Source organism: Pseudogemmobacter sp. W21_MBD1_M6 (assembly GCF_052119585.1).
In the GTDB taxonomy this organism is placed as follows: domain Bacteria; phylum Pseudomonadota; class Alphaproteobacteria; order Rhodobacterales; family Rhodobacteraceae; genus JBGQOJ01.
Map to the genome: position 1 here is coordinate 25793 of NZ_JBGQOJ010000018.1, position 22633 is coordinate 48425.

At 61.6% G+C, this 22633-nt stretch carries 17 protein-coding genes and 2 riboswitches; of the genes, 10 read left to right on the forward strand and 7 right to left on the reverse strand.

Annotation, left to right across the window (positions count from 1 at the left end; genetic code table 11):
- Nucleotides 1–45 precede the first annotated feature (45 nt).
- The 3 genes from ACEN2R_RS15620 to ACEN2R_RS15630 all read left to right on the forward strand — a co-directional run bounded on the left by ACEN2R_RS15620 (nucleotide 46) and on the right by ACEN2R_RS15630 (nucleotide 4469).
- On the forward strand, nucleotides 46–861 hold the full coding sequence (locus ACEN2R_RS15620; RefSeq protein ID WP_442043606.1) for a DUF4198 domain-containing protein: 816 nt from the start codon (nucleotides 46–48) through the stop codon (nucleotides 859–861).
- A gap of 146 nt (nucleotides 862–1007) precedes the next feature.
- Nucleotides 1008–3098: a DEAD/DEAH box helicase gene (locus ACEN2R_RS15625; protein ID WP_442043607.1), complete on the forward strand. Its 2091-nt coding sequence runs from the start codon at nucleotides 1008–1010 to the stop codon at nucleotides 3096–3098.
- Nucleotides 3099–3236: 138 nt separating this feature from the next.
- Nucleotides 3237–4469 (forward strand): DUF2254 domain-containing protein, encoded by a 1233-nt coding sequence (locus ACEN2R_RS15630; RefSeq protein WP_442043608.1) that lies wholly within the window; start codon nucleotides 3237–3239, stop codon nucleotides 4467–4469.
- A 3-nt stretch (nucleotides 4470–4472) separates the two neighbouring features.
- Here the strand turns inward: ACEN2R_RS15630 and gcvP are convergent, their stop codons facing one another.
- From gcvP to gcvT, 3 genes are read right to left on the reverse strand one after another with little or no spacing between them, the layout of a single operon-like run.
- Nucleotides 4473–7319 (reverse strand): aminomethyl-transferring glycine dehydrogenase, encoded by a 2847-nt coding sequence (gcvP, locus tag ACEN2R_RS15635; protein WP_442043609.1) that lies wholly within the window; start codon nucleotides 7317–7319, stop codon nucleotides 4473–4475.
- 12 nt (nucleotides 7320–7331) lie between these two features.
- Nucleotides 7332–7691: a glycine cleavage system protein GcvH gene (gcvH, locus tag ACEN2R_RS15640; protein WP_442043610.1), complete on the reverse strand. Its 360-nt coding sequence runs from the start codon at nucleotides 7689–7691 to the stop codon at nucleotides 7332–7334.
- Nucleotides 7692–7706: 15 nt separating this feature from the next.
- The gene (gene gcvT, locus ACEN2R_RS15645; protein ID WP_442043611.1) at nucleotides 7707–8837 is read right to left on the reverse strand and encodes a glycine cleavage system aminomethyltransferase GcvT; all 1131 of its coding nucleotides are present in this window, start codon (nucleotides 8835–8837) and stop codon (nucleotides 7707–7709) included.
- A 76-nt stretch (nucleotides 8838–8913) separates the two neighbouring features.
- A riboswitch (glycine riboswitch) is annotated at nucleotides 8914–8975 on the reverse strand.
- Nucleotides 8976–8978: 3 nt separating this feature from the next.
- A riboswitch (glycine riboswitch) is annotated at nucleotides 8979–9066 on the reverse strand.
- 74 nt (nucleotides 9067–9140) lie between these two features.
- Between gcvT and ACEN2R_RS15650 the strand changes: the two genes are divergently transcribed.
- Nucleotides 9141–9701 carry a gamma-glutamylcyclotransferase family protein gene (locus ACEN2R_RS15650; RefSeq protein WP_442043644.1) on the forward strand — a complete coding sequence of 187 codons (561 nt, stop codon included), beginning with the start codon at nucleotides 9141–9143 and terminating at the stop codon, nucleotides 9699–9701.
- A 51-nt stretch (nucleotides 9702–9752) separates the two neighbouring features.
- Here ACEN2R_RS15650 and gltX read toward each other — a convergent pair whose 3' ends face one another.
- Nucleotides 9753–11075 (reverse strand): glutamate--tRNA ligase, encoded by a 1323-nt coding sequence (gltX, locus tag ACEN2R_RS15655; protein ID WP_442043612.1) that lies wholly within the window; start codon nucleotides 11073–11075, stop codon nucleotides 9753–9755.
- Between the two features lie 182 nt (nucleotides 11076–11257).
- Between gltX and ACEN2R_RS15660 the strand changes: the two genes are divergently transcribed.
- Complete coding sequence (locus ACEN2R_RS15660; protein ID WP_442043613.1) at nucleotides 11258–12190, forward strand: MBL fold metallo-hydrolase; 933 nt, start codon at nucleotides 11258–11260, stop codon at nucleotides 12188–12190.
- 149 nt (nucleotides 12191–12339) lie between these two features.
- Here ACEN2R_RS15660 and ACEN2R_RS15665 read toward each other — a convergent pair whose 3' ends face one another.
- Complete coding sequence (locus ACEN2R_RS15665) at nucleotides 12340–13782, reverse strand: MFS transporter (RefSeq protein WP_442043614.1); 1443 nt, start codon at nucleotides 13780–13782, stop codon at nucleotides 12340–12342.
- Nucleotides 13783–13924: 142 nt separating this feature from the next.
- Here ACEN2R_RS15665 and ACEN2R_RS15670 point away from each other — a divergent pair, with 142 nt between their 5' ends.
- Nucleotides 13925–14701 (forward strand): 3-keto-5-aminohexanoate cleavage protein, encoded by a 777-nt coding sequence (locus tag ACEN2R_RS15670; RefSeq protein WP_442043615.1) that lies wholly within the window; start codon nucleotides 13925–13927, stop codon nucleotides 14699–14701.
- A gap of 44 nt (nucleotides 14702–14745) precedes the next feature.
- Nucleotides 14746–15366, forward strand: coding sequence for a hypothetical protein (locus ACEN2R_RS15675; protein ID WP_442043616.1), 621 nt, complete (start codon nucleotides 14746–14748; stop codon nucleotides 15364–15366).
- Between the two features lie 27 nt (nucleotides 15367–15393).
- On the opposite strand, the gene ACEN2R_RS15680 is transcribed toward ACEN2R_RS15675, so the two are convergent.
- On the reverse strand, nucleotides 15394–17052 hold the full coding sequence (locus tag ACEN2R_RS15680) for an NAD+ synthase (protein ID WP_442043617.1): 1659 nt from the start codon (nucleotides 17050–17052) through the stop codon (nucleotides 15394–15396).
- A gap of 165 nt (nucleotides 17053–17217) precedes the next feature.
- On the opposite strand from ACEN2R_RS15680, the gene ACEN2R_RS15685 reads away from it, so the two are divergent.
- Nucleotides 17218–18729 (forward strand): MORN repeat-containing protein, encoded by a 1512-nt coding sequence (locus ACEN2R_RS15685; protein WP_442043618.1) that lies wholly within the window; start codon nucleotides 17218–17220, stop codon nucleotides 18727–18729.
- Between the two features lie 112 nt (nucleotides 18730–18841).
- On the opposite strand, the gene ACEN2R_RS15690 is transcribed toward ACEN2R_RS15685, so the two are convergent.
- The gene (locus ACEN2R_RS15690) at nucleotides 18842–19507 is read right to left on the reverse strand and encodes an SDR family NAD(P)-dependent oxidoreductase (protein WP_442043619.1); all 666 of its coding nucleotides are present in this window, start codon (nucleotides 19505–19507) and stop codon (nucleotides 18842–18844) included.
- A 267-nt stretch (nucleotides 19508–19774) separates the two neighbouring features.
- On the opposite strand from ACEN2R_RS15690, the gene ACEN2R_RS15695 reads away from it, so the two are divergent.
- Both ACEN2R_RS15695 and ACEN2R_RS15700 read left to right on the forward strand, forming a co-directional pair.
- Nucleotides 19775–21349, forward strand: a complete 1575-nt coding sequence (locus tag ACEN2R_RS15695) for a 2-isopropylmalate synthase (RefSeq protein WP_442043620.1) — start codon at nucleotides 19775–19777, stop codon at nucleotides 21347–21349.
- A 222-nt stretch (nucleotides 21350–21571) separates the two neighbouring features.
- Nucleotides 21572–22609 carry a rod shape-determining protein gene (locus tag ACEN2R_RS15700; protein WP_442043621.1) on the forward strand — a complete coding sequence of 346 codons (1038 nt, stop codon included), beginning with the start codon at nucleotides 21572–21574 and terminating at the stop codon, nucleotides 22607–22609.
- Nucleotides 22610–22633 lie beyond the last annotated feature (24 nt).

The following is a 22633-nucleotide window of genomic DNA, read 5'->3' on the forward strand; positions in this document are numbered from 1 at the left end:
GCAAAGCGCACCCTCTGGGGTGTTCGAAAAAGGATCGTGTCGCGCATGTTCAATCTCCGTTCACTGACTATCTGCCTTGCACTGGGCCTGACCGCAAGCCCGACCCTATCCCATGAGTTCTGGCTTGATCCAACTGATTTTCAAGTCGAAACGGGTCAAAAAATCGTGGCGGATATAAAGGTCGGCCAGGATTTCAAGGGCGGCACATATTCCTACATGCCCCGCGCCTTTGTCCGGTTCGACATCGCCGCAGGCGATGCAATGGCCCCTGTCGAAGGGCGCATGGGCAATATTCCCGCCGTTGATACCGCGCCCTTGGCGGATGGCCTGAACATCCTTGTCCACCAGACCACCGATACGGTTCTGACCTATACCGAGTGGGAAAAGTTTACCGGCTTCGTCAAGCACAAGGATTTCAAAGGCGTTCTGGAACGTCACGCCGAACGCGGGCTGGCAGAGGAAAAGTTCAAAGAGGTCTATTCGCGCTATGCCAAAAGCCTTGTCGCCGTCGGGGATGGCAAGGGCACAGATCGCACCTTCGGGATGGAGACCGAGATCGTCGCATTGGCGAACCCCTATACCGATGACCTCAGCGCCGGACTGCCGGTGAAGGTTCTGTATCAGGGCATGCCCCGCGCCGATGCGCAGGTCGAAATCTTTGACCGCAATGCGAACGCCGAGGTGGTGACAACAACAACGCGCACCGACAGTCAGGGAATCGCGATGATCCCGGTGCTGGCGGGTCACACCTATATGGTGGATGCGGTCGTTCTGCGGGAACCCGATGCCGCCAAGGCGGAGCAGACACAGGCCCTGTGGGAAAGCCTGTGGGCCAACCTGACCTTTGCAGTGCCCGGTTAGCTGCATTGCGCAGCACGCCCTATACAATCCGAAAAAACCGCAGTATGAGGCGCAATCAAGTTCCGCAGGCAGATCCTGCGGGGCAACGCGCCTGCCTGATGGATGGTCCATTTATTCGGCGCTGACACACAGTCCGAAAGATTGACATGACACAGATTGAAGGCATCGTTTCGCCGCTTGCACAGGCGTTGACAAAACGTGGTTACACTGACCTGACCCCCGTTCAGAAAGCAATGGCCGACCCGGCACTTGTGAACTCCGACGTTCTGGTTTCCGCCCAGACCGGCTCGGGCAAGACCGTCGCGTTCGGCCTTGCCATTGCCCCCACCCTTCTGGGTGATTCGGAAACCTTTGGCCGCGCCGATATTCCCCTGACATTGATCGTGGCACCCACCCGTGAACTGGCGCTTCAGGTCAGCCGGGAACTGGAATGGCTTTACGCGCTGACAGGCGCGAAAATCGCGACCTGCGTCGGCGGCATGGACATGCGCAACGAGCGTCGCACGCTGGAGCGTGGCGCGCATATCGTTGTCGGCACCCCCGGCCGTCTGAAAGACCACATTCTGCGCAAGTCGCTGGACATGTCCGCCATGCGCGCCATCGTTCTGGACGAAGCCGATGAAATGCTGGACCTCGGGTTCCGCGAAGATCTGGAATTCATTCTGGGCGAAGCCCCCGAAGACCGCCGCACGCTGATGTTCTCGGCCACGGTGCCCCGTTCCATCGCAGCCCTTGCCAAAAGCTATCAAAAAGACGCCGTGCGCGTGTCCACCACAGCCGAGCGCGACCAGCACGTCGACATCGAATACCGCGCCATGACCGTTGCCACTTCGGACCGCGAGAACGCAATCATCAACGTTCTGCGCTATTACGAGGCACGCAATGCTCTTGTGTTCTGCGGCACCCGCGCGATGGTCAACCACCTGACGGCACGGCTCAACAATCGCGGTTTCTCGGTCGTGGCCCTGTCGGGCGAACTGTCGCAGAACGAACGCAGCCATGCGCTTCAGGCGATGCGCGACGGGCGCGCTCGGGTTTGCGTCGCAACCGATGTGGCCGCCCGCGGCATCGACTTGCCCGGTCTGGAACTGGTTGTTCACGCCGATCTTCCGTCGAACTCTGAAACCTTGCTGCACCGCTCTGGCCGGACCGGCCGTGCGGGCAACAAAGGCGTCAGCGCCATCATCGTTCCCCAGAACTTTCGCAAAAAGGCAGAGCGCCTTTTGCAGGGCGCCAAGGTCAACGCCACATGGGCCCCGCCCCCGTCCGCGACCGAAGTCATCGGCCGTGACAACGAGCGCCTTCTGGGCGATCCGATGCTGACAGAGCCGGTGGGCAAGGACGATCTGCCGTTCGTGCAGCAGCTCCTGGAGCTGCACACCCCAGAGCAACTGGCCGCAGCCTTTGTCCGCGTTTACCGCGCCAAAAGCTCTGCCCCGGAGGAGCTGAACGACAAGCCACTGGACACCAAGAAGCCCGCGAAAGAGGACTTTGGCGCCAGCGTCTGGATTTCGGTGTCTGTCGGTCGCAACCAGAACGCAGAGCCACGCTGGCTGTTGCCGCTGCTGTGCCGATCGGGTGACATCACAAAGCAGGAAATCGGTGCGATCCGCATGCAGCCCGAAGAAACCCATGTGCAGTTGGCTGCCGGTTGCTTTGACGCTTTCATGACGGCGATCGGTCCCAAGGCCGAACTGGAAGACGGCATTCGCGTGACCCGGATGAACGGCACCCCCGAAGGCGCAGACAGCCCGCGCCCCGAACGGGCAGAGCGTGGACCGCGCCCCGAGCGCAGCGAGCGCCCCGCCTTTGGCGAGCGCAAGCCCTACACGCCAAAAGACGATGCCGCACCGCGCAAGCCCTACTCTCCAGACCGGAACGCCGATGATGCGCCGCGCACCTCGACGCCCTATGTCAAAAAGCCCTATGCGGCGAAATCCGACGCGGGCCGCAAACCCTATCTGCCGGAAACGACAGATGGCGCGGTAACAGAGCGGGCAAAGCCGAAAGGCAAGTTCAGCCAGAAGCCGCCCTACAAATCCGAAGGCAAGCCAGCGGGCAAACCCGCCTATCGTTCCGAAGGCAAGCCGTCGAGTGACAAACCGGCGTTCAAGGGCGGCAAGCCGACAGGCGGCAAGCCTCCGTTCAAGGGTAAACCGGCGGCGGCGGGCAAATTTGCAAAGGCGGGCGATTCATCGGTCAGCCTGCGCAAGCCCCGCACCAAGCCCGCAAAGTAACCTGACCCCGGCTTGAAATAGCGGACAGACGCGAAATCCTGACCAATTTTCGCGTCTGTCAACACCCCTCGATCCTGCTAGACTGTTCATGGCGGCGCACAGCCGATCCGTGAATGTGACAACACGCAGGACAGCACGATGACGTCAAAACCCCTTTGGAAACTGCTGCGGCTGACACGTGTCATGTGGATCCGCATGTCCTTGATCGCGCTGTTGTCCGTCTTTGCTGCGGTGGCAAGCGTTGTATTGCATCCCTTCATCCCCGCGTTCCTGAACACCCTGCTGACATCTGAAGGGGTCATGCCGGTCCTGACAATTCTTGCCTCCAGCATGCTGGCCGTCGTCACCTTTTCGCTCAGCGTCATGGTCACGGCCCATCAGGCGGCATCGTCACAGGTGACGCCGCGTGCGCACCGCCTGCTGTTGGAAGACACGACAACCCAAACCGTGCTGGCCACCTTTCTGGGCGCATTCATCTTTGCGCTGGTGTCGATCATCGTGATCAGTGCCGAACTTTATGGCGGCAGGTCCGTCGCTGTCATCTTTATCGTCGCGCTTTTTGTGATCGGGTTGGTCGTGGTCGCCATCCTGCGCTGGATCGAGCATCTGTCCTCTCTGGGCAGCATGGACGATACGACGCGGATGGTGGAACGGGTGGCTAAAAAGGGCATGGCCATGCGTATGTCCGCCCCCTGCATGAAGGCGCAGCCTTTGAAAACAGTCCCGAAAAAGGCCAAACCCCTGCCCGCGAATGCCTTTGGCTATGTGCAGTTCATTGATATTTCAAGCCTTACCGCCAGCGCCGAAAAGCATGATCTGAAAATCTATATCCATGAAAGTCCGGGCCATTTTGTCACCCCGGAAAGCCCGCTTTTGTCCTATGTCGGGCAGGCGGACGACATCGGGGATCATTTGCGAAACGCCTTTGTCATCGACGACATGCGCACCTTCGATCAGGATCCGCGCTTTGGCCTGATTGTGCTGGCCGAAATCGCCGCAAGGGCGCTGTCACCGGGGATCAACGACGCGGGCACCGCGATCGACATCATCACCCGCAGCACCGGCATCCTCAGCACCTTCAAGGATGAAACCACAGACACCGCCAAGGGGCACCCGAATGTTTTCGTCGCACCCCTGTCCGCCGATGACCTGATCGAGGACGCCTTTTCCCCGATCATCCGCGATGGCGCTGGTGTGCTGGAGGTCCAGACCCGCGTGATGAAATCACTGTCCTATCTGGCGACACATGACACCCCCGCTCTGGCCAATGCGGCCCGCAAAATGGCAAAACGCGCCCTCGGTTATGCCGAAGACGCGTTGTTGCTGGACGAGGACAAGGCACGCTTGCGCGCGCTTATGCCCAAGGCTTAGCCTCTATTCGGCGGCGTCCAGATAGCTTTCCAGCGGCGGGCAGGTGCAGACCAGATTGCGGTCGCCGAACACGTTGTCGACACGGCCCACGGGTGGCCAGTATTTGTCGACACGGAACGCCCCCGGCGGGAAACATCCCTGCTCGCGCGAATAGGGTCTGTCCCAATCGGCGACCAGATCCTGCACCGTGTGCGGGGCGTGTTTCAACGGGTTGTTCGTGGCGTCCATCGTGCCATCCTCGACCGCGCGGATCTCTTCGCGGATCGCCAGCATGGCGCTGATGAACCGGTCGAGTTCCGCCTTGGTTTCGCTTTCCGTCGGCTCTACCATCAGGGTTCCAGCCACGGGCCAGCTCATCGTCGGGGCGTGAAAGCCGTTGTCGATCAACCGCTTGGCGATGTCATCCACGGTGATATGCGCGGTCTCGTCGAACGGGCGTGTGTCCAGAATGCATTCGTGCGCGACGCGGCCCTGCCGCCCCTTGAACAGCACCTCATAGGATCCGTGCAGGCTGGCCGCGATATAGTTCGCGTTCAGGATCGCCACCTTGGTCGCCTGCGTCAGGCCAGCGCCCCCCATCAGCAGGCAATAGGACCAGCTGATCGGCAGGATCGACGCGGACCCGTAAGGCGCCGCCGACACCGGCCCTTCGGCGCCGCCGGTTTCGGGGTGTCCGGGCAGGAACGGCGCCAGATGCGCCTTGACGCCGATCGGCCCCATGCCCGGCCCGCCGCCGCCATGCGGAATGCAGAACGTCTTGTGCAGGTTCAGGTGGCTGACGTCGCCGCCGATCTGTCCGGGCTGCGACAGGCCGACCATCGCGTTCAGGTTCGCACCGTCGATATAGACCTGCCCGCCAAAGCGGTGGGTGATCTCGCAGACCTCTTTCACCGTCTCCTCGAACACGCCGTGGGTCGAGGGGTAGGTGATCATGCAGGCCGCCAGATTGTCGCCTGCCGCCTCTGCCTTGGCGCGGAAATCGGCTACGTCGATATCGCCGTTCGAGGCAGAGCGCACCACCACAACCTCCATCCCGGCCATCTGGGCCGAGGCGGGATTGGTGCCATGGGCCGACACCGGGATCAGGCAGATGTTGCGGTGCGTGTCGCCATTCGACCGGTGGTAGGCCGCAATCGTCAGCAGCCCCGCATATTCGCCCTGCGCCCCGGAATTGGGCTGCATCGACATCGCATCATATCCGGTGATCTGGCACAGCTTCGCGCTGAGGTCTTCCAGCATTTCGGCATAGCCGCCCGCCTGATCCTTGGGGGCAAAGGGATGCACCTGGCCGAATTCGGGCCATGTGACCGGCATCATTTCGACCGCTGCGTTCAGCTTCATTGTGCAAGACCCCAGCGGGATCATCGAGCGGTCAAGCGCAAGGTCTCGGTCCGCCAGGCGACGCATATACCGCATCATCTCGGCCTCGGCGCGGTTCATGTGAAAGATCGGATGGGTCAGAAAGGCCGACTGCCGGATCAACGCCTCGGGCACGGCGATGTCGGGAACTGCAAGGTCCACGTCGGCCTCCAGCCCGAAGGCACGCCAGACCTTCCCGATGATCTCGGGATCGACCATCTCGTCAACCGAGATACCGATGCGATCCGCGCCCACCTTGCGCAGGTTGATGCCCTCGGCCACGGCGGACCGCAGGATCACGCCCTGCATCGCGCCAACCTGCACCGTCACCGTGTCAAAGAACGCGGCGGGCTGCACATCAAAGCCCGCATCGCGCAGGCCGCGGGCCAGACGCACCGCGTTGAAATGCACCATTTCGGCAATGCCGCGCAGGCCTTTCGGCCCATGGAACACCGCAAAGAACGACGCCATCACCGCCAGCAAGGCCTGCGCCGTGCAGACATTCGACGTCGCCTTTTCGCGGCGGATATGCTGTTCGCGGGTTTGCAGCGACAACCTGTAGGCCCGCCCGCCGCGGGCATCCACCGACACCCCCACGATCCGACCCGGCATGTTGCGCTTGAACGCGTCCTTGCACGACATGAACGCGGCATGTGGCCCGCCATAGCCCAAGGGCACGCCGAACCGCTGGGCGCTGCCCACGGCGATGTCGGCATCCATTGCGCCGGGTTCCTTCAGCAGCGTCAGCGCCAGAAGGTCCGTCGCCATGACTGCGACCGCCTTGGCCGCATGAAGGGCCGCGATGGGCGCGGTAAAGTCCTGAATATGGCCATAGGTGCCGGGATACTGGAAAATCGCGCCGAACACCTGTTCGGGCACCAGCGTTTCTGGCGCGCCGACGATCAGCTCGATCCCCAAAGGGTGCGCCCGCGTCCGCATCACGGCGATGTTTTGCGGATGGCAGTTTTCATCGACAAAGAACGCCCGCGCCTTCGACTTTGCCACGCGCTCTGCCATCACCATCGCCTCGGCGCAGGCTGTTGCCTCGTCCAGAAGCGACGCGTTGGCCACCTCCAGCCCTGTCAGGTCGGCAATCATCGTCTGAAAGTTCAGCAGCGCCTCCAGCCGGCCTTGGGCAATTTCCGGCTGGTAGGGCGTGTACGCCGTATACCATGCCGGATTTTCCAGGATATTCCGCTGGATCGCGGGTGGCGTCACGGTGCCGTAATAGCCCTGCCCGATCAGACTGGTCATCACCTTGTTCTTGCCCGCAACCTTGCGCATCTTTTGCAGGATCGCGTGCTCCGTCATCGGGGCCCAGTCCAGTGGCGTGGGCTGGCGGATGCTGGCAGGCACTGTCTGGTCGATCAACTCGTCCAGCGAACCGACCCCCAGAACGGCCAGCATATCGGCCATCTCGGACGGAGACGGGCCGATATGACGGCGGTTGGCGAAATCATAGGTATCGTAGTCTGTCGGGGTGAAGGGCATCAAAAGCCTCCTTTAACCGATGAATTTCTTATAGGCGGCTTCGTCCATCATGTCGTCCAGCGCCGACATATCCTCGACCGACATCTTGAACATCCAGGCCGCGCCCATCGGGTCCTCGTTCACCAGACCGGGGTTATCGGTCAGGGCCGAATTGACCTCGACGATCTCGCCGTCCAGGGGCGCCAGAATATCGGACGCGGCCTTGACGCTTTCGATCACGACGACCTCGTCGTCCTTGGTCACCGCAGTGCCTTCTTCGGGCAGTTCCACGAACACCACGTCACCCAGCTGTGTCGAGGCATGTTCTGTGATGCCGACCACAATCAGGTCGCCTTCGATGTCCAGCCATTCGTGCTCTTCTGTAAATTTCATCGCTATTGTCCCTTGTTAGCGTTTGTAGGTGTTGGGTAGGAAAGGCATGTCGGCCACGCGCGCGGGCAGGCGTTTGCCCCGCACGTCGCCGTAGATCACTATGCCCGTGGCGGCATTGCCCGCCATCACATAGCCCATCGACATCGGCCCTTCGATCGAGGGGCCAAAGGCGCCGGATGTGACCTCGCCAATCGGCGCGCCGCCCTCGGGGGTCGCGTAAAGCAGGGTGCCCGCACGCATCGGTGCACGCCCCTCGGGCAAAAGACCGATCCGCCTGCGGGTCGTCCCCTCGGCCAGTTCGCGCAGGATACGGTCGGCACCGGGAAAGCCACCGGCACGCGCCCCGCCGGTGCGCCGCGCCTTCTGGATCGCCCATGTCAGCGCGGCCTCGACCGGGCTGGTCGTCTCGTCGATGTCATGGCCATAAAGGCACAACCCCGCCTCCAGCCGCAGACTGTCGCGGGCACCCAGGCCGATCGCCTGAACCGCGTCCATCTTCAAAAGGGCATCGGCAAAGCCTGTCGCCTCGACGGCAGGAACCGAAATCTCAAAGCCGTCCTCGCCGGTGTAGCCAGAGCGCGACACCCAGATTTCGCCGCCGCTGATCGGCAGAATGGCGGCATCCATGAATTTCATATCGCTGGCCTCGGGTGCGATGCGTTCCAGCGCCCGTTCGGCCATCGGGCCCTGCAGGGCGATCAACGCGCGGTCCTCGATCACCTCGATATCGCAGGTGTCCGACAGACGGGCGCGCAGATGGGCGATGTCGGCGTCCTTGCAGGCGGCGTTGACCACCAGAAACAGGTGGTCGCCACGGTTGGCAACCATCAGGTCATCCAGAATTCCGCCCGCGTCATTGGTGAACATCGCATAGCGCTGGCGCCCTTCGGCAAGGCCCAGAACATCGACGGGAACAAGGGCTTCCAGCGCAAGGGCGGCGTCTGCCGTATTACCGGATTTGGCACGCAGTATAACCTGCCCCATGTGGCTGACGTCGAACAGACCGGCGGCGGCGCGGGTGTGAAGATGCTCTTTCATCACGCCAAGCGGGTATTGAACGGGCATGTCGTAGCCCGCAAAGGGCACCATTTTTGCCCCCAGTTCGACATGCAGGTCGTAAAGACAAGTGCGTTTCAGATCAGGCATCTGCCATCCCTTTCTCGCCGGTTCGGAAGAACTGGCATCATTGAACGTGCCACGACTGGCCCGTATTTGATGCCCCCTCTGTCCCTTCGCCTGAGATCGTTATCCCTTCGGCGGACGCCTGCGCGCCTCTCTCCAGAGTTTTGAACAGCGTCGGTCCTTTGGGCCTGAGAGTTTACCGGGGCGGTTGCTCCTTCGGCACTGGAGATCCAGATTCTCCCGTCGCTGATGTCGAAATCTCTAGTTGATGTGCCGTATTCCGGCAAGGGCTTGTATTCGGAAAATTATTCATCAACATCCCGGCGTATGGTTCATAATTATTTCTTCGGCTACGGCAGCCTGGTCAACCGGCAGACCCATGGCTACGGTCAGGCGCATCCCGCGCACCTGACCGGCTGGCGGCGGGTGTGGCGGCACACCGCCCTGCGGCCTGTGGCTTTTCTGACCGGCGAGCCCGCTGCGGGCACGGTGATCGACGGGCTGATCGCGCATGTTCCGAATGACGATTGGGCCGCGCTGGACGAACGGGAATTCGCCTATGACCGCATAGCACTGAATGGTGCGGACCTGATGCATCCCGTGACCACCCCGATAGATGTGCAGATCTATGCTGTCCCCGCGGGGAAACATGGCGCGACGACAGCGCAGCATCCGATCCTGCTCAGCTATCTCGATGCGGTTGTGCAGGGCTATCTGACCGAGTTCGGAGAGGACGGCGCGCGGCGCTTTTTCGACACCACGGGCGGCTGGGATGCCCCGATCCTGAATGACCGCCACACCCCGCAATACCCAAGGGCGCAGCGCCTGACCAAGGGGGAAACCGCCTTTGTCGACAGCGCCCTGGCGGCAACCGGAAAGCGCTGCTAACCGCCGCTGCGGCAACAGTCGGTGGCGGATCAGGCCGCAGTCAGGCCGCAGTCAGGTCTTGGCGCGGATTGTCTGCAAAAGCGGCATGAACGATGCCATATCCGGCCCATGCGCCTGCCCTGTGACGGCTAGGCGCAGCGGCATGAACAGTGCCTTGCCCTTGCGGCCCGTCGCCTCTTTCACGGCGCTGGTCCATGCCCCCCACGTCTCGGGGGTGTAGGGCGCGTCGGGCAGAAGGGTCATGGCGGTCGCGATGAACTCTTTGTCCTCGTCAGCGATCACCGGCTCTGCGCCGTCACGGCACAGGGTCCACCATTGGGCCAGATCAGCCTTGACGGTGATATTCTCGCGCGCGACTTCCCAGAATGCGGTGGCCTTGTCATCGGGCACGCCAAGGGCCGCGATCTGGTCCTTCATCGCCGAAAACGGCAGGCTGTGGTTGTGCTTTGCAGTCAGCGGGAACAGATCCTGTTCGTCGAATTTTGTCGGCGCAGCGCCAAAGCGCGTGATGTCGAAACCTTCGATCAGCTCGTTCATCGAGCTGCGCAACTCCACCGGATCGGCAGAGCCGAGACGCGCCATCAGCGACAACAGCGCCATAGGCTCGACCCCCGCCGCACGCAGGTCGCGCAGGGACAGGGTGCCAAGACGTTTCGACAACGCCTCGCCCTGCGGGCCGGTCAGCAGCGAATGGTGGGCGAAGGAGGGAACAGCGCCGCCAAGCGCCTGAATAATCTGGATTTGCGTGGCGGTATTGGTCACATGATCGGACCCGCGCACGATGCTTGTCACACCCATTTCGATGTCATCGACAACCGACGCAAGCGTATACAGAACCTGCCCGTCGCCGCGGATCAGCACCGGGTCAGAGACCGAAGCGGCATCAATGGAAATGTCGCCCAGAATGCCGTCGGTCCATTCGATCCGCTGTTGGTCCAGCTTGAACCGCCAATGACCGGACCGCTCTGCGCGCAGGGTGTCTTTCTGGGTTTCCGACAGGTTCAGCGCGGCACGGTCATAGACCGGCGGCTTGCCCATATTCAGTTGCTTCTTGCGCTTCAGGTCCAGCTCGACCGGTGTCTCGAAACATTCGTAGAAGCGGCCGATGGACCGCAGTTCGTCCGCCGCCGCATGATAACGGTCCAGCCGCAACGACTGCCGCTCGATACGGTCCCAGGTCAGGCCCAGCCATTCCAGATCTTCCATGATCCCGTCGGCATATTCCTGCTTCGATCGGTCCTGATCGGTGTCATCCAGCCGCAGGATGAATGTGCCGCCTGCCTTGCGGGCAATCATGAAATTCATCAGCGCGGTGCGCAGGTTTCCGATGTGGATATAGCCGGTGGGGGACGGGGCAAAACGGGTAACGGTCATGGCAATCTCCTGTTGGCGCCCGTCTTTCACAGACGCGGGCTTTTGTCCATATCGGGCGGGATTGACGGCGGCGCGCATCCTATGCACACTTTATGCACAGACGATGTGCATCGGTGCAGGCTCGTCCAGACGAGGCTCCGCACTAACTGCCACTCAGGATTTTTAAATCAGGAGGAGTTTCAATGTCCCTTTCCCCGAAACTGACCCGCCGTCAGGCCCTTGTCACAGCCGCCGGCCTTCCCCTGGCGGCAAGTGCCGCGTTGACCGGACGCGCCTACGCGAGCGCCGGGATGATGGGCGCGGCCACCCCGCAGTTCAACCGCTTTGCACTGGGCGGATTCGAGGTTACCGCGCTGCTGGCCGGCACCCGGACCGTAGAGGCACCGCAGAACATCTTTGGCCTGAATGTCACCCCCGAGGAGTTCGGAAGCGTCTCTGACGACAACTTTATCCCGGCCGACAAGACACAGTTTTTCTTTACGCCGACCGTGGTGAACACGGGCACGGAACTGGTGCTGTTCGACACCGGCCTCTCGGCCGAGGGGATCATTGCTGCGCTGGCGGCGGCGGGCTATTCCCCCGATCAGATCGACGTGGTGGTCCTGACGCATATGCACGGCGACCATATCGGCGGCATGGGCACGGCAGAGGCACCGACATTCCCGAATGCCCGATATGTCACCGGCGCGACCGAATTCGACTATTGGGACATGGCCGCGAACGAAGGGTTCGAGAAGGGCGTGCGCCCTGTCGCCGAAAAGATGACCTTTATCAACGATGGTGGCAGTGTAGCGTCGGGGATCACCGGCATGGATGCCTTCGGCCATACGCCCGGTCACATGGGGTATATGCTGGAAAGCGAAGGGCAGCAGCTTATGTTGACTGCCGATCTGGCGAACCATTATGTCTGGTCCCTTGGCTATCCCGACTGGGAGGTCAGTTTTGACGTCGACAAAGCGGCCGCTGCTGCCTCGCGCCGCCGCGTTCTGGGCATGCTTGCGGCGGACAAGGCCCCGTTCATCGGATACCATATGCCGTTTCCGGCAATGGGCTTCATCGAGGCGAAAGACAGCGGATTCCGCTTTGTCCCTGCCAGCTACCAGATGATGCTTTGACCAGGGTAGCCGCACGTTGATCCAAAGAAGGCGCCATTGGCGCCATTCCTTCTGGCACTTCGTGCTGCTTTGCGTTTCGCGCAGGGATATTTAAGCCAAGAAGAGGATTAGGTTCTTTTTGGAAAAAATATCCACGCGCGAAGCGCAAATCACCGGGGTCTTGGCAGCCGCCAGACGATAAGGGCGACAAGGCCGAAGGCGGCAATGTTATAGAGCAATCCGCCGCCGATCGCGTTTGCATAGATGTCGTGCGGCACTGCGGCAGGTGATCCAAGGGCCTGAAGGCGCGAGAAGAAGATCTCTCCGACGATTGCCACACCGAAGGCGCCGCCAACCTGTTGGAAGGATTGCAGCGCACCCGAGGCGGAGCCGGTATCCCGGCCCTCGATATTCGAGAGCACGGTTTGGAACATCGGCGAGATCGCCGTGCCAAGGCCGACGCCCCCGATCAGCAACGGCACCGCAAATTGCATCCAGACGATGTCGTCAACCGTGTGCTGCACGACGATGCGAAGCCAGACCATCGCGGTCGTCAGCAGAACCCCGCCCACGGCAATCCGGCGGCGGGGCCAGCGCACCCCGAGCCGCCCCGAGACGACCGAAGCGATCAGCACCCCGACCGAGAACGGCAGTGTGGTCAGGCCCGATTGCAAGGGCGTCAGGCCATAGCCGTTCTGCAAATAAAGCGCGAGCATAAGGAAAAAGCCGGGAATGCCGGAAAACAGGACCATGACCATCCCGGTTCCCACCATGAAATTCGCGTTCTCCATCAGGCTGACAGGCAACAACTGCGGCCCCCCGCAGGCCGCCTGCCGGCGTTGCCACAGCACAAAAAGCACCGCTGCGGGCACTGATGCTGCCATCATGGCAAAGCACCAGAGCGGCCAGCCCGCCTGGCGACCCTCGATCAGCGGGAAGATCACCAGAAGCAGCGCCACCATGGCGATCGCGATGCCGATAAAATCGTTCTTCAGACCCTTTGCGCCGGGCACTTCTGGCAGATACCTGAGCGCGGCAAAGATCGCGATCACGCCGACAGGGATGTTCACCAGAAAGATCGGGCGCCAGCCGAGGCCATAGATATCCGCCCCGATCAGAACCCCGCCCAGCAACGGCCCCGTGACCGACGCAAGGCCCGCCGACAATCCGAATAACGCATAGGCCATGCCGCGTTCGTGGGGCGCGAACAGCGCCGGAACGATGCCCAGCGTTTGCGGCGTCATCATCGCGCCGCCTATGCCCTGCAGCACCCGCGCCGCCACCAGCGTTTCCATCGAGGGCGCAAGACCGCAAAGCGCCGATCCGAAGGTGAACACGCCCACCCCCCACACAAACATCCGCCGCCGCCCCAGAATATCGCCCAACCGCCCTGCTGGCAAAAGCCCCAGCGCGAAAACAAGGATATAGCCCGCCACGACCCATTCGATCTGGCTGCTTGTCGCGCCAAAGGCTTTTTGAAGGCTGGGCAGGGCCACGTTCACGATGGTGACGTCGATCAGGTTCATGAACCCCGCGATCAACAGGACGGCCATTGCAATCCAGCGGCCCTGAAGGCCCATGCCGGGCTGTGCCGTATCCAAGGGGGTTTGCATCCTGTTGTCCTTTCGCAAGACAGACCGTCGGCAGCCCGAAGCCCGCCAGCCGGATAAGCTGAACCGTTACCCCGCAACTTCAACCCTGCACAAGCCGAAGATCATGATTGTCTCGGGACGGGAGGTGCCCTAGCGTCGGCCCATGACCAGATATACCCCGATCCCCGCCCTGCTTGTCGCCCCGAATGGTGCGCGCAAGACCAAAGCCGATCATCCGATGCTGCCTGTCAGCATCCCCGAGACCGTCGCCGTTGCCACCGCCTGTTTCAGGGCGGGCGCGGGGGGGCTGCATGCGCATGTGCGCGATGCGGAGGGGGCGCATGTTCTGGATGCCGGGCATTATACGGAATTGCTGGCCGAAATGGCGCGGGCGGTGCCGGATATGATGGTGCAGATCACCACAGAGGCAGTCGGCAAGTATTCGGCGGCAGAGCAGCGCGCGCTGGTCGCCGCCGTGCGCCCGCGCCATGTATCGGTCGGCCTGCGCGAGATGCTGTCGGACGGGGACACCCCTGCTGCGACGCGGTTCTACCGGGATGCCGCCGAGGCGGGTTGCCGGGTGCAGCATATCCTTTACCACCTTGATGACATCGCCACGATGCGGCAGGCCGTTGCCGATGGCATCGTGCCGGCGGACGATCTGGAAATCCTGCTGGTGCTGGGGCGCTATACCGACGGGCAACAGTCCGACCCGGCAGAGCTGGACCGGATGGTAGCCGCGCTGCATGCCTATGACTCGCCCCCCGCCTGGGCGCTCTGCGCCTTTGGCGCGGCGGAAACCGACTGCCTGATCCGCGCCCACCGGATGGGCGGCAAAATGCGCGTCGGGTTCGAGAACTCGCTGCAGATGCGCGACGGGTCGATCGCGGCGGACAACGTCGAGCGGGTGCGCGAGGTTGCGGGGCTGATGCGGGAATAGGGGGGAGTGAGCAAGTGGTGGGGGGCAGATAAGGACTAATAGCAATGTGTGTAGGTTTCTTTGAACTGGGCAATGCGTACGCGAAGAGTGCAGATTTTCTCAGTAATGCCGCTTCGTTGGAAACATTCAAGATACCCCGCGACGAGCCGATCGACTTCTTGTACGCGCATGCCTTCGAGTTGATGCTCAAGGGCTGCTTGATCGCAGTCGATCCCACGGAAGATGTGGAACGTTTCAGACATAATCTCGAGTGCCTTTACGATACGCTAAAGTCGCGGAATAGCCTCGAAGGTCTAATCATTAATGTCGAACTAGCGATCAAGGAACGCTGGAAACAGCATCTGCAAGGCGCGCGCGACAGGTTCAAAGCGCGTCTCGACTTAGGAGTTCTTTCCACTGGGGAGAGCGAAGATTTTGGCATCTTGGGAAACGATGTGATCGGTGAACAGCTTCCCGATCTGCGGAGGCAGGTCGTTTGGTTAAGCAACCGGCACAAGAACGGCGGCGGCCATTTCCGTTACTCTAAATGCGGTTGGGACAACACGGAATACATTAAAGATTTTGGTCTTTCCGATAATGTCGTCTGGAAATCATCGCATTGGGCATGCGAAGAGATATATGATCGCTTCCGCAAGCACTGTTCTTCTAAATCAGATCAATCATGAGTAACGGGTCGCCCCGAAGTCCCGCCCCTAACTCGGGTCGCGCCAGCGGTTGGCGATGGGATAGCGGCGATCCAGCCAGAAGGCGCGTTGGGTCAGGCGGGCGCCGGGGGCGGACTGGAACCGTTTGTATTCCGAGATGTAGATCAGGTGTTCGATCTTCTTCACCGTCTCGCGGTCAAAGCCCTCGGCGACCACATCGCAGACCGAGGCATCCTCGTCCACCAGCATTTCCAGTATCCTGTCCAGCACCTCGTAGGGCGGCAGGCTGTCGTCGTCGCGCTGGTCGGGGCGCAGTTCGGCGCTGGGGGGTTTGTCGATGATGGCGGGCGGGATCACCTCTCCCGCAGGGGCCAGCATCCACGGGCGGTGGTTGGCGTTGCGCCAGCGGCAGGTCTCGAAGACCCGCATTTTATAGAGATCCTTGATCGGGTTATAGCCACCCGCCATATCGCCATAGATCGTGGCATAGCCCACGGCGACCTCGGATTTGTTGCCGGTGGTCAACAGCATCTCGCCGAACTTGTTGCTCAGCGCCATCAGCATGACGCCGCGCAGGCGGGACTGGATGTTTTCCTCTGTCAGGTCGGGTTTTGTGCCTTTGAACAAGGGCGCAAGCGCCTCTGTCACCGCCGCGCGCGGCCCCCCGATGGAAACGGTATCAAGCTGAATGCCCAGCGCATGGGCCACCCCTGCGGCATCCGTCAGCGAGGCCTGAGAGGTGTATTCGGACGGCAACATCACGCCGCGCACGTTTTGCGGGCCGATCGCATCGGCGGCAATGGTCGCGACAAGAGCACTGTCGATGCCGCCGGACAGGCCCAGTAGCACCTTTTTGAAACCGGTCTTGGCCATATAGTCGCGCAAGGATTGCACCATGGCGCGGTAATCCTGCTCAAACGCGTCGGGGGGCGTTGCCTTTTCGCCGTCCAGCGCGCGCCATCCGCGGCCCTCGTTGACGAAATCGACATGGGCCAGCGCCTCATCAAAAACCGGCATATGCGCCGCCAGTTGCCCGCCGGGGTTCAGCACAAAGGAACTGCCGTCAAAGACCTGATCGTCCTGCCCGCCCACCATATTCAGATAGACCAAAGGCAGGCCCGTTTCGATGACGCGGGCCACCATGATATTCAGGCGGGTGTCATGTTTCCGGCGGTAATAGGGCGAGCCGTTGGGCACCAACAGGATGTCCGCGCCGGTTTCGGCCAGGGCCTCGGCCACATCGACATGCCATGCGTCCTCGCAGATGGGTGTGCCGATACGGATCGGCCCGACGCGGTAGGGCCCGTTGATCGGGCCACTGTCATACAGGCGCACCTCGTCAAAGACCGTTTCGTTCGGCAGGTGGTGTTTAAGGACCGTCGCGGTGATCTTGCCGCCCTGAAGGATGAAATAGGCATTGAACAACTGGCCGTCGCGCATCAGCGGCGCACCGATACCCAGCGCCGGGCCGTCGGCGCATTCTGCCGCCAGCACCTCCAGATGGGCCGCGACATCGGCAAGAAAGGCGGGTTTCAACACAAGGTCTTGCGGGTTGTATCCGGTCAGGAACATCTCGGTCAGGGCGACCATATCGGCACCGGCGGCCTTGCCGGCCATCCATGCAAGGCGCGCTTTTTCGGCGTTGGACGCCAGCGCGCCCACCGTCGGGTTCATCTGCGCCATTGTCAGGCGAAATTTCTCGGCCATGTCTGCCCCCTGGAACTTTGGTGTTTTCTTACCAGAGTTACGCGCAAGTGAAAGCCGATTGATGCCAAAAGGCGTTGTCACGCTTCCCCTGCTGAATTAGGGTCGTTTTCGAACCGGACCACCCGGAATATTGCATCACGCGGCGGTGCGCCGCAGGGGGCCAATGTGCAGAACTCGAAACCGTTTATCATCGGGCGTCAGGCGCTTTTGGGCAGCCTTCTGGCCTATGCCTGCTGCGCGGCCCCCCTGTTCGCGCAGGAAACCGGCGATGTGGTGACCAAACAATACGAGGATGGCGGCGTCTACGAGGGCACGTTCAAGGACGGCAAACAGGACGGGCGCGGCACCTACCGCCTGCCGAACGGCTATGAATACAGCGGCGAGTGGGTCGCCGGAGAAATCGCGGGCCAGGGCACGGCGCGCTTTGCCAACGGGTCGTTTTACGAGGGCCGGTTCGCCAAGGGCAAACCCGAGGGCTTTGGCAAGATCACCTTTGCCGATGGCGGCACCTACGAGGGCGACTGGCTGGATGGCAAGATCACCGGCAACGGCATCGCGACCTATGCCAACGGTGTGGTCTACGAAGGCGCATTCCGCAACGCCACGCACCACGGCAAAGGCACGATGCGCAGCCCAAACGGCTATATCTACGAAGGTGACTGGGTGTCCGGCGTCAAGGAAGGCCAGGGCAAGATCACCTACCCCGATGGCGCGATCTATGAAGGCGCATTGCTACGCGGCGACCGCGAGGGGGCGGGCGTTCTGACGATGCCCGACGGGCTGGTCTACACCGGCGAGTGGAAAGCCGGGCAGATCAACGGGACCGGCAAACTGGTGCAGCCCAATGGCGACGTCTACGAGGGCACGCTGGTCGAGGGGAAACGTCAGGGGATCGGCAAGGTGACCTATGCCAATGGCGACCTCTACGAAGGCGGATTCCAGAATGACAAGCGCCACGGTCAGGGCACGTTCAGGGGCACCGACGGCTATCTTTATATCGGTGGATGGGTCGAGGGCCGGATCGAGGGCACCGGTGCCGTCACCTATCCCGATGGATCCGTCTACGAAGGTCAGTTCAAGGGCGATCTGGCAGAGGGCAAAGGCAAGATCACCTATCCCGATGGCAACACCTACGAAGGCGACTGGCTGGAAGGCGTAATCGAAGGCCGCGGCATTGCACGCTATGCCAACGGCCTTGTCTACGAGGGCGAGTTCAAGAATGCCAAAAACGACGGCATTGGCACGATGACCTATGCAGACGGTTACAGCTATTCAGGCGAATGGCGCGACGGCCAGCGCAATGGCGCGGGCACCGCCACCTATGCCGATGGCACAGTCTATGTCGGCACGTTCGTGAATGGCCAGCGAGACGGCAAAGGGTCGATCCAGATGCCCGACGGATTTGTCTACACCGGTGACTGGAAGAACGGCGAAATCGAAGGCCAGGGCACGGCGACCTATGCCAACGGCGATGTCTACGACGGCACGTTCAAGGCAGGCAAGCGGCAAGGCCCCGGAACAATGCGCTATGCCACGGGTCAGGAAAGCAGCGGCGACTGGGACAACGGCGCGCTGAACGGAACCGCCAATGCAATCACACCTGCAACGGACAAGGCTGTAGCCGCCCCCGAAACGCCGCCTCCGGCCGATGCCGCCACACCGGCTGAAGGCAACTGATCCTTTGTTTTCTGACTTCTAAAAATATCCGCGCCGCAGGCAAAATACTTTAAATGCCTGCGGCGCCTGAGTATTTGGACCGAGAAGAATGGTCAGGACAGCAAGCGGACGCCTACCAGACAACCTGCTTGCCCTGCCAGTCATAGAAGCCGCCCGACTGGCCGGATGTCAGGCCCGAGATCACATCCAGCAGGTTTTCTGCGGCCACCGATGCGGCCACAGCCGGGTGTCGGCCGAGGTATTTTGCAGTAAAGTCCGTTTCCACCGTGCCGGGATGCAGGGCAACGCAGACGGCCTGAGGATGGCTTCGCGCAAGCTCGATCGCGGCGGTGTGCAGGATCTGGTTCAGCGCCGATTTTGCCGAACGGTAGGAATACCAGCCCCCCAATGCGTTGTCACCGATGGACCCGACACGGGCCGACAGCGCCGCGAAAACCGCGCGCCGATCGCGCGGCAACAGGCGGATGCTGTGTTTCAGGACCAGTGCCGGGCCGATGGTGTTCACGTCGAACTGGCTGCGCAGGCCATCGGCCGTCAGGCTGCGGATGGTTTTTTCCGGCTGGTGGCCGCCCGTTGCCAAGGCACCGGTTGCCACGACGATCAGATCGAAAGGGCCGGACAGCTTGCCCAGATGCTGCGCCACCGAGGTCTCGTTGGTGATGTCCAGCCCGTCCGCCGACCGCGATAGCCCCGTGACCGCGCCCCCCTTGGCACGCAGCCCCGCCACAAGCGCGGCTCCGATGCCGCCACTGCTGCCGATGATCAACGCATTCTGCATGCTTTCCCCCTGCTTTGCCTCTGGACATAATAGAGTTTGCCCGAAGGTCAAAAAAAGCCTTTCCATTCGGTAAAGCGCGGGTATGATCCGGCGCATGAACACTGGCACAGATAAAGCGATGATCCAGACGGGCGCCTTGGCGGCCCTGTCCTTGCTGTGCCTACGTCTTATTCGCCCTTGAGCGTGCCTTTCGGCGCGACCGCTCAGGGGTAGGCAGCGCCGGAAAATTCCACCATACCGAAAAACGCCAAGATAAAGAGAACCCCTATGACACAAGCATCCGACCAAGATCGCGTCCTGATCTTCGATACCACGTTGCGTGATGGCGAACAGTCGCCCGGCGCCACCATGACCCATGCCGAAAAGCTGGAAATCGCGGCCCTTCTGGATGAAATGGGCGTCGATATCATCGAAGCCGGTTTTCCCATCGCCTCGGAAGGCGATTTTCAGGCGGTCAGCGAGATCGCGAAGCAATCGAAGAATTCGGTGATTTGCGGCCTTGCGCGGGCCAGCACGAATGACATCAACCGCGCATGGGAGGCCGTGAAACATGCGGGCCAGCCGCGCATCCACACCTTCATCGGCACCTCTCCGTTGCACCGCGACATCACCAAGTTGAGCCAGGACGAGATGGCCGACAAGATCAACGTCACCGTCGGCCATGCCCGCAACCTTTGCGGTGATGTGCAGTGGTCGCCGATGGATGCCACGCGGACAGAGCATGACTATCTGTGTCGCGTTGTGGAAATCGCGATCAAGGCGGGGGCCACGACGATCAACATCCCCGACACCGTCGGTTATACCGCGCCATCCGAAAGTGCCGATCTGATCCGTATGTTGCTGGAGCGGGTGCCTGGCGCGGACGAGATCATCTTTGCCACCCATTGCCACAACGATCTGGGCATGGCGACCGCCAATGCGCTGGCCGCCGTCGGCGCGGGCGCGCGGCAGATCGAATGCACGATCAACGGTTTGGGCGAACGCGCCGGCAACACCGCGCTGGAAGAGGTCGTCATGGCCCTGAAGGTGCGCAACGACATCATGCCCTACCGCACCGGCATCGACACCCGGCTGATCATGAAGGCCAGCCGCCTTGTGGCGACCGTGTCGGGTTTTCCGGTGCAGTTCAACAAGGCCATCGTTGGCAAGAACGCCTTTGCGCATGAATCCGGCATCCATCAGGACGGCATGCTGAAGAACGCGGAAACCTTCGAGATCATGCGCCCCGAGGACATCGGCCTGACCGCCACCAGTCTGGTGATGGGCAAGCATTCGGGGCGGGCCGCGTTGCGATCCAAGCTGAAGGATCTGGGGTTCGAGATTGCCGACAACCAATTGAACGACGTTTTCGTGCGGTTCAAGGAATTGGCCGACCGCAAGAAAGAGGTCTATGACGACGACCTGGTCGCGTTGATGCGGGTCGGCGAAGATGCGGCAAACGACCGTTTGCAGATCAAGCGCCTGCATGTTGTCTGCGGCACCGACGGCCCGCAATCGGCAGAGCTGACCATGCTGATCGACGGGGTCGAGCACAAGACACAGTCAACCGGCGACGGCCCTGTGGATGCGACGTTCAACGCCGTCAAACAACTGTTCCCGCATCACGCGCGCTTGCAGCTTTATCAGGTGCATGCCGTGACCGAAGGCACCGACGCGCAGGCGACTGTTTCTGTGCGGATGGAGGAAGACGGGCGGATCGTGACCGGCCAGTCCGCCGATACCGATACCGTCGTCGCCAGCGCCAAGGCCTATGTCAACGCGCTGAACCGTCTGCTGGTGCGCCGCGCGCGGACAGCCCCCGGCGAGGACAAGCGCGAGGTGTCCTACAAAGACGTGTCATAAGGGCGAGATCCGGTCAAATGACCGAAAAGGGGGCAGGTATTTCCTGCCCCTTTTTTTCCGGCACGGCGGGGCCTGCCGCGCGGTCAAAGCGCCTTGGACTTAGCGGATTTGTGCTGACGCGCGGGATTCAAGGTCTTTACCCGCGTCCGGCAGAGTGCCTATAAGAGACACCGTTCGGGCTTGTAGAGTCGCGGGCTCAAATCTTATTTCGGGAACCCCTTCATGTTTGGTTTATCGGGTCTGTTTTCGTCCGACATGGCAATTGACCTTGGGACGGCGAACACCCTTGTCTACGTCAGAGGCAAAGGCATTGTGCTGAACGAGCCGTCCGTGGTTGCGTATCACGTCAAGGACGGCCGTCGGCAGGTATTGGCAGTCGGCGAGGACGCCAAGTTGATGTTGGGGCGAACCCCGGGCAGCATTCAGGCGATCCGCCCGATGCGCGAAGGCGTGATTGCCGATTTTGACACCGCGGAAGAGATGATCAAGTATTTTATCCGCAAGGTGCACAAACGCACGACCTTTTCGAAACCCAAGATCATCGTCTGCGTGCCGCATGGCGCGACCCCCGTTGAAAAACGCGCGATCCGTCAGTCGGTTCTGTCCGCAGGTGCCCGCCGCGCCGGTCTGATTGCCGAACCGATTGCCGCAGCGATCGGTGCGGGCATGCCCATCACCGACCCGACGGGCAACATGGTTGTCGACATCGGCGGCGGCACCACTGAAGTTGCCGTTCTGTCGCTGGGCGACATCGTTTACGCGCGGTCCGTGCGCGTGGGTGGCGACCGGATGGACGAGGCGATTATCAGCTATCTGCGTCGCCAACATAACCTGTTGATCGGCGAAAGCACGGCAGAGCGGATCAAGACCTCTATCGGCACCGCGCGCATGCCCGACGATGGACGCGGCGCGTCGATGATGATCCGTGGTCGCGATCTGCTGAACGGCGTTCCTAAAGAAACCGAGATCAATCAGGCGCAAGTCGCCGAGGCCCTGTCGGAACCCGTGCAGCAGATCTGCGAAGCGGTGATGACAGCGCTGGAAGCAACCCCGCCCGATCTGGCCGCCGACATCGTTGACCGTGGCGTCATGCTGACCGGCGGCGGCGCATTGCTGGGCGAGTTGGACCTTGCGCTACGCGAGCAGACAGGTCTGGCGGTTTCGGTCGCGAACGAGTCGCTGAACTGTGTGGCTTTGGGCACCGGCAAGGCGCTGGAATATGAAAAACAGCTGCGCCATGTGATCGACTACGACAGCTAATACCGCGAACCCGCGCCAAGGAGA

Bases quoted from the DNA above. Each gene is read 5' to 3' on its own strand.
- gcvH (WP_442043610.1), bottom strand. From the start codon at position 7,691: ATGAAATTTACAGAAGAGCACGAATGGCTGGACATCGAAGGCGACCTG.
- ACEN2R_RS15665 (WP_442043614.1), bottom strand. From the start codon at position 13,782: ATGCAAACCCCCTTGGATACGGCACAGCCCGGCATGGGCCTTCAGGGC.
- gcvT (WP_442043611.1), bottom strand. From the start codon at position 8,837: ATGCCTGATCTGAAACGCACTTGTCTTTACGACCTGCATGTCGAACTG.
- ACEN2R_RS15650 (WP_442043644.1), top strand. From the start codon at position 9,141: ATGGTTCATAATTATTTCTTCGGCTACGGCAGCCTGGTCAACCGGCAG.
- gltX (WP_442043612.1), bottom strand. From the start codon at position 11,075: ATGACCGTTACCCGTTTTGCCCCGTCCCCCACCGGCTATATCCACATC.
- ACEN2R_RS15680 (WP_442043617.1), bottom strand. From the start codon at position 17,052: ATGGCCGAGAAATTTCGCCTGACAATGGCGCAGATGAACCCGACGGTG.
- ACEN2R_RS15625 (WP_442043607.1), top strand. From the start codon at position 1,008: ATGACACAGATTGAAGGCATCGTTTCGCCGCTTGCACAGGCGTTGACA.
- ACEN2R_RS15700 (WP_442043621.1), top strand. From the start codon at position 21,572: ATGTTTGGTTTATCGGGTCTGTTTTCGTCCGACATGGCAATTGACCTT.
- gcvP (WP_442043609.1), bottom strand. From the start codon at position 7,319: ATGCCCTTCACCCCGACAGACTACGATACCTATGATTTCGCCAACCGC.
- ACEN2R_RS15690 (WP_442043619.1), bottom strand. From the start codon at position 19,507: ATGCAGAATGCGTTGATCATCGGCAGCAGTGGCGGCATCGGAGCCGCG.
- ACEN2R_RS15620 (WP_442043606.1), top strand. From the start codon at position 46: ATGTTCAATCTCCGTTCACTGACTATCTGCCTTGCACTGGGCCTGACC.
- ACEN2R_RS15675 (WP_442043616.1), top strand. From the start codon at position 14,746: ATGTGTGTAGGTTTCTTTGAACTGGGCAATGCGTACGCGAAGAGTGCA.
- ACEN2R_RS15670 (WP_442043615.1), top strand. From the start codon at position 13,925: ATGACCAGATATACCCCGATCCCCGCCCTGCTTGTCGCCCCGAATGGT.
- ACEN2R_RS15630 (WP_442043608.1), top strand. From the start codon at position 3,237: ATGACGTCAAAACCCCTTTGGAAACTGCTGCGGCTGACACGTGTCATG.
- ACEN2R_RS15695 (WP_442043620.1), top strand. From the start codon at position 19,775: ATGACACAAGCATCCGACCAAGATCGCGTCCTGATCTTCGATACCACG.
- ACEN2R_RS15660 (WP_442043613.1), top strand. From the start codon at position 11,258: ATGTCCCTTTCCCCGAAACTGACCCGCCGTCAGGCCCTTGTCACAGCC.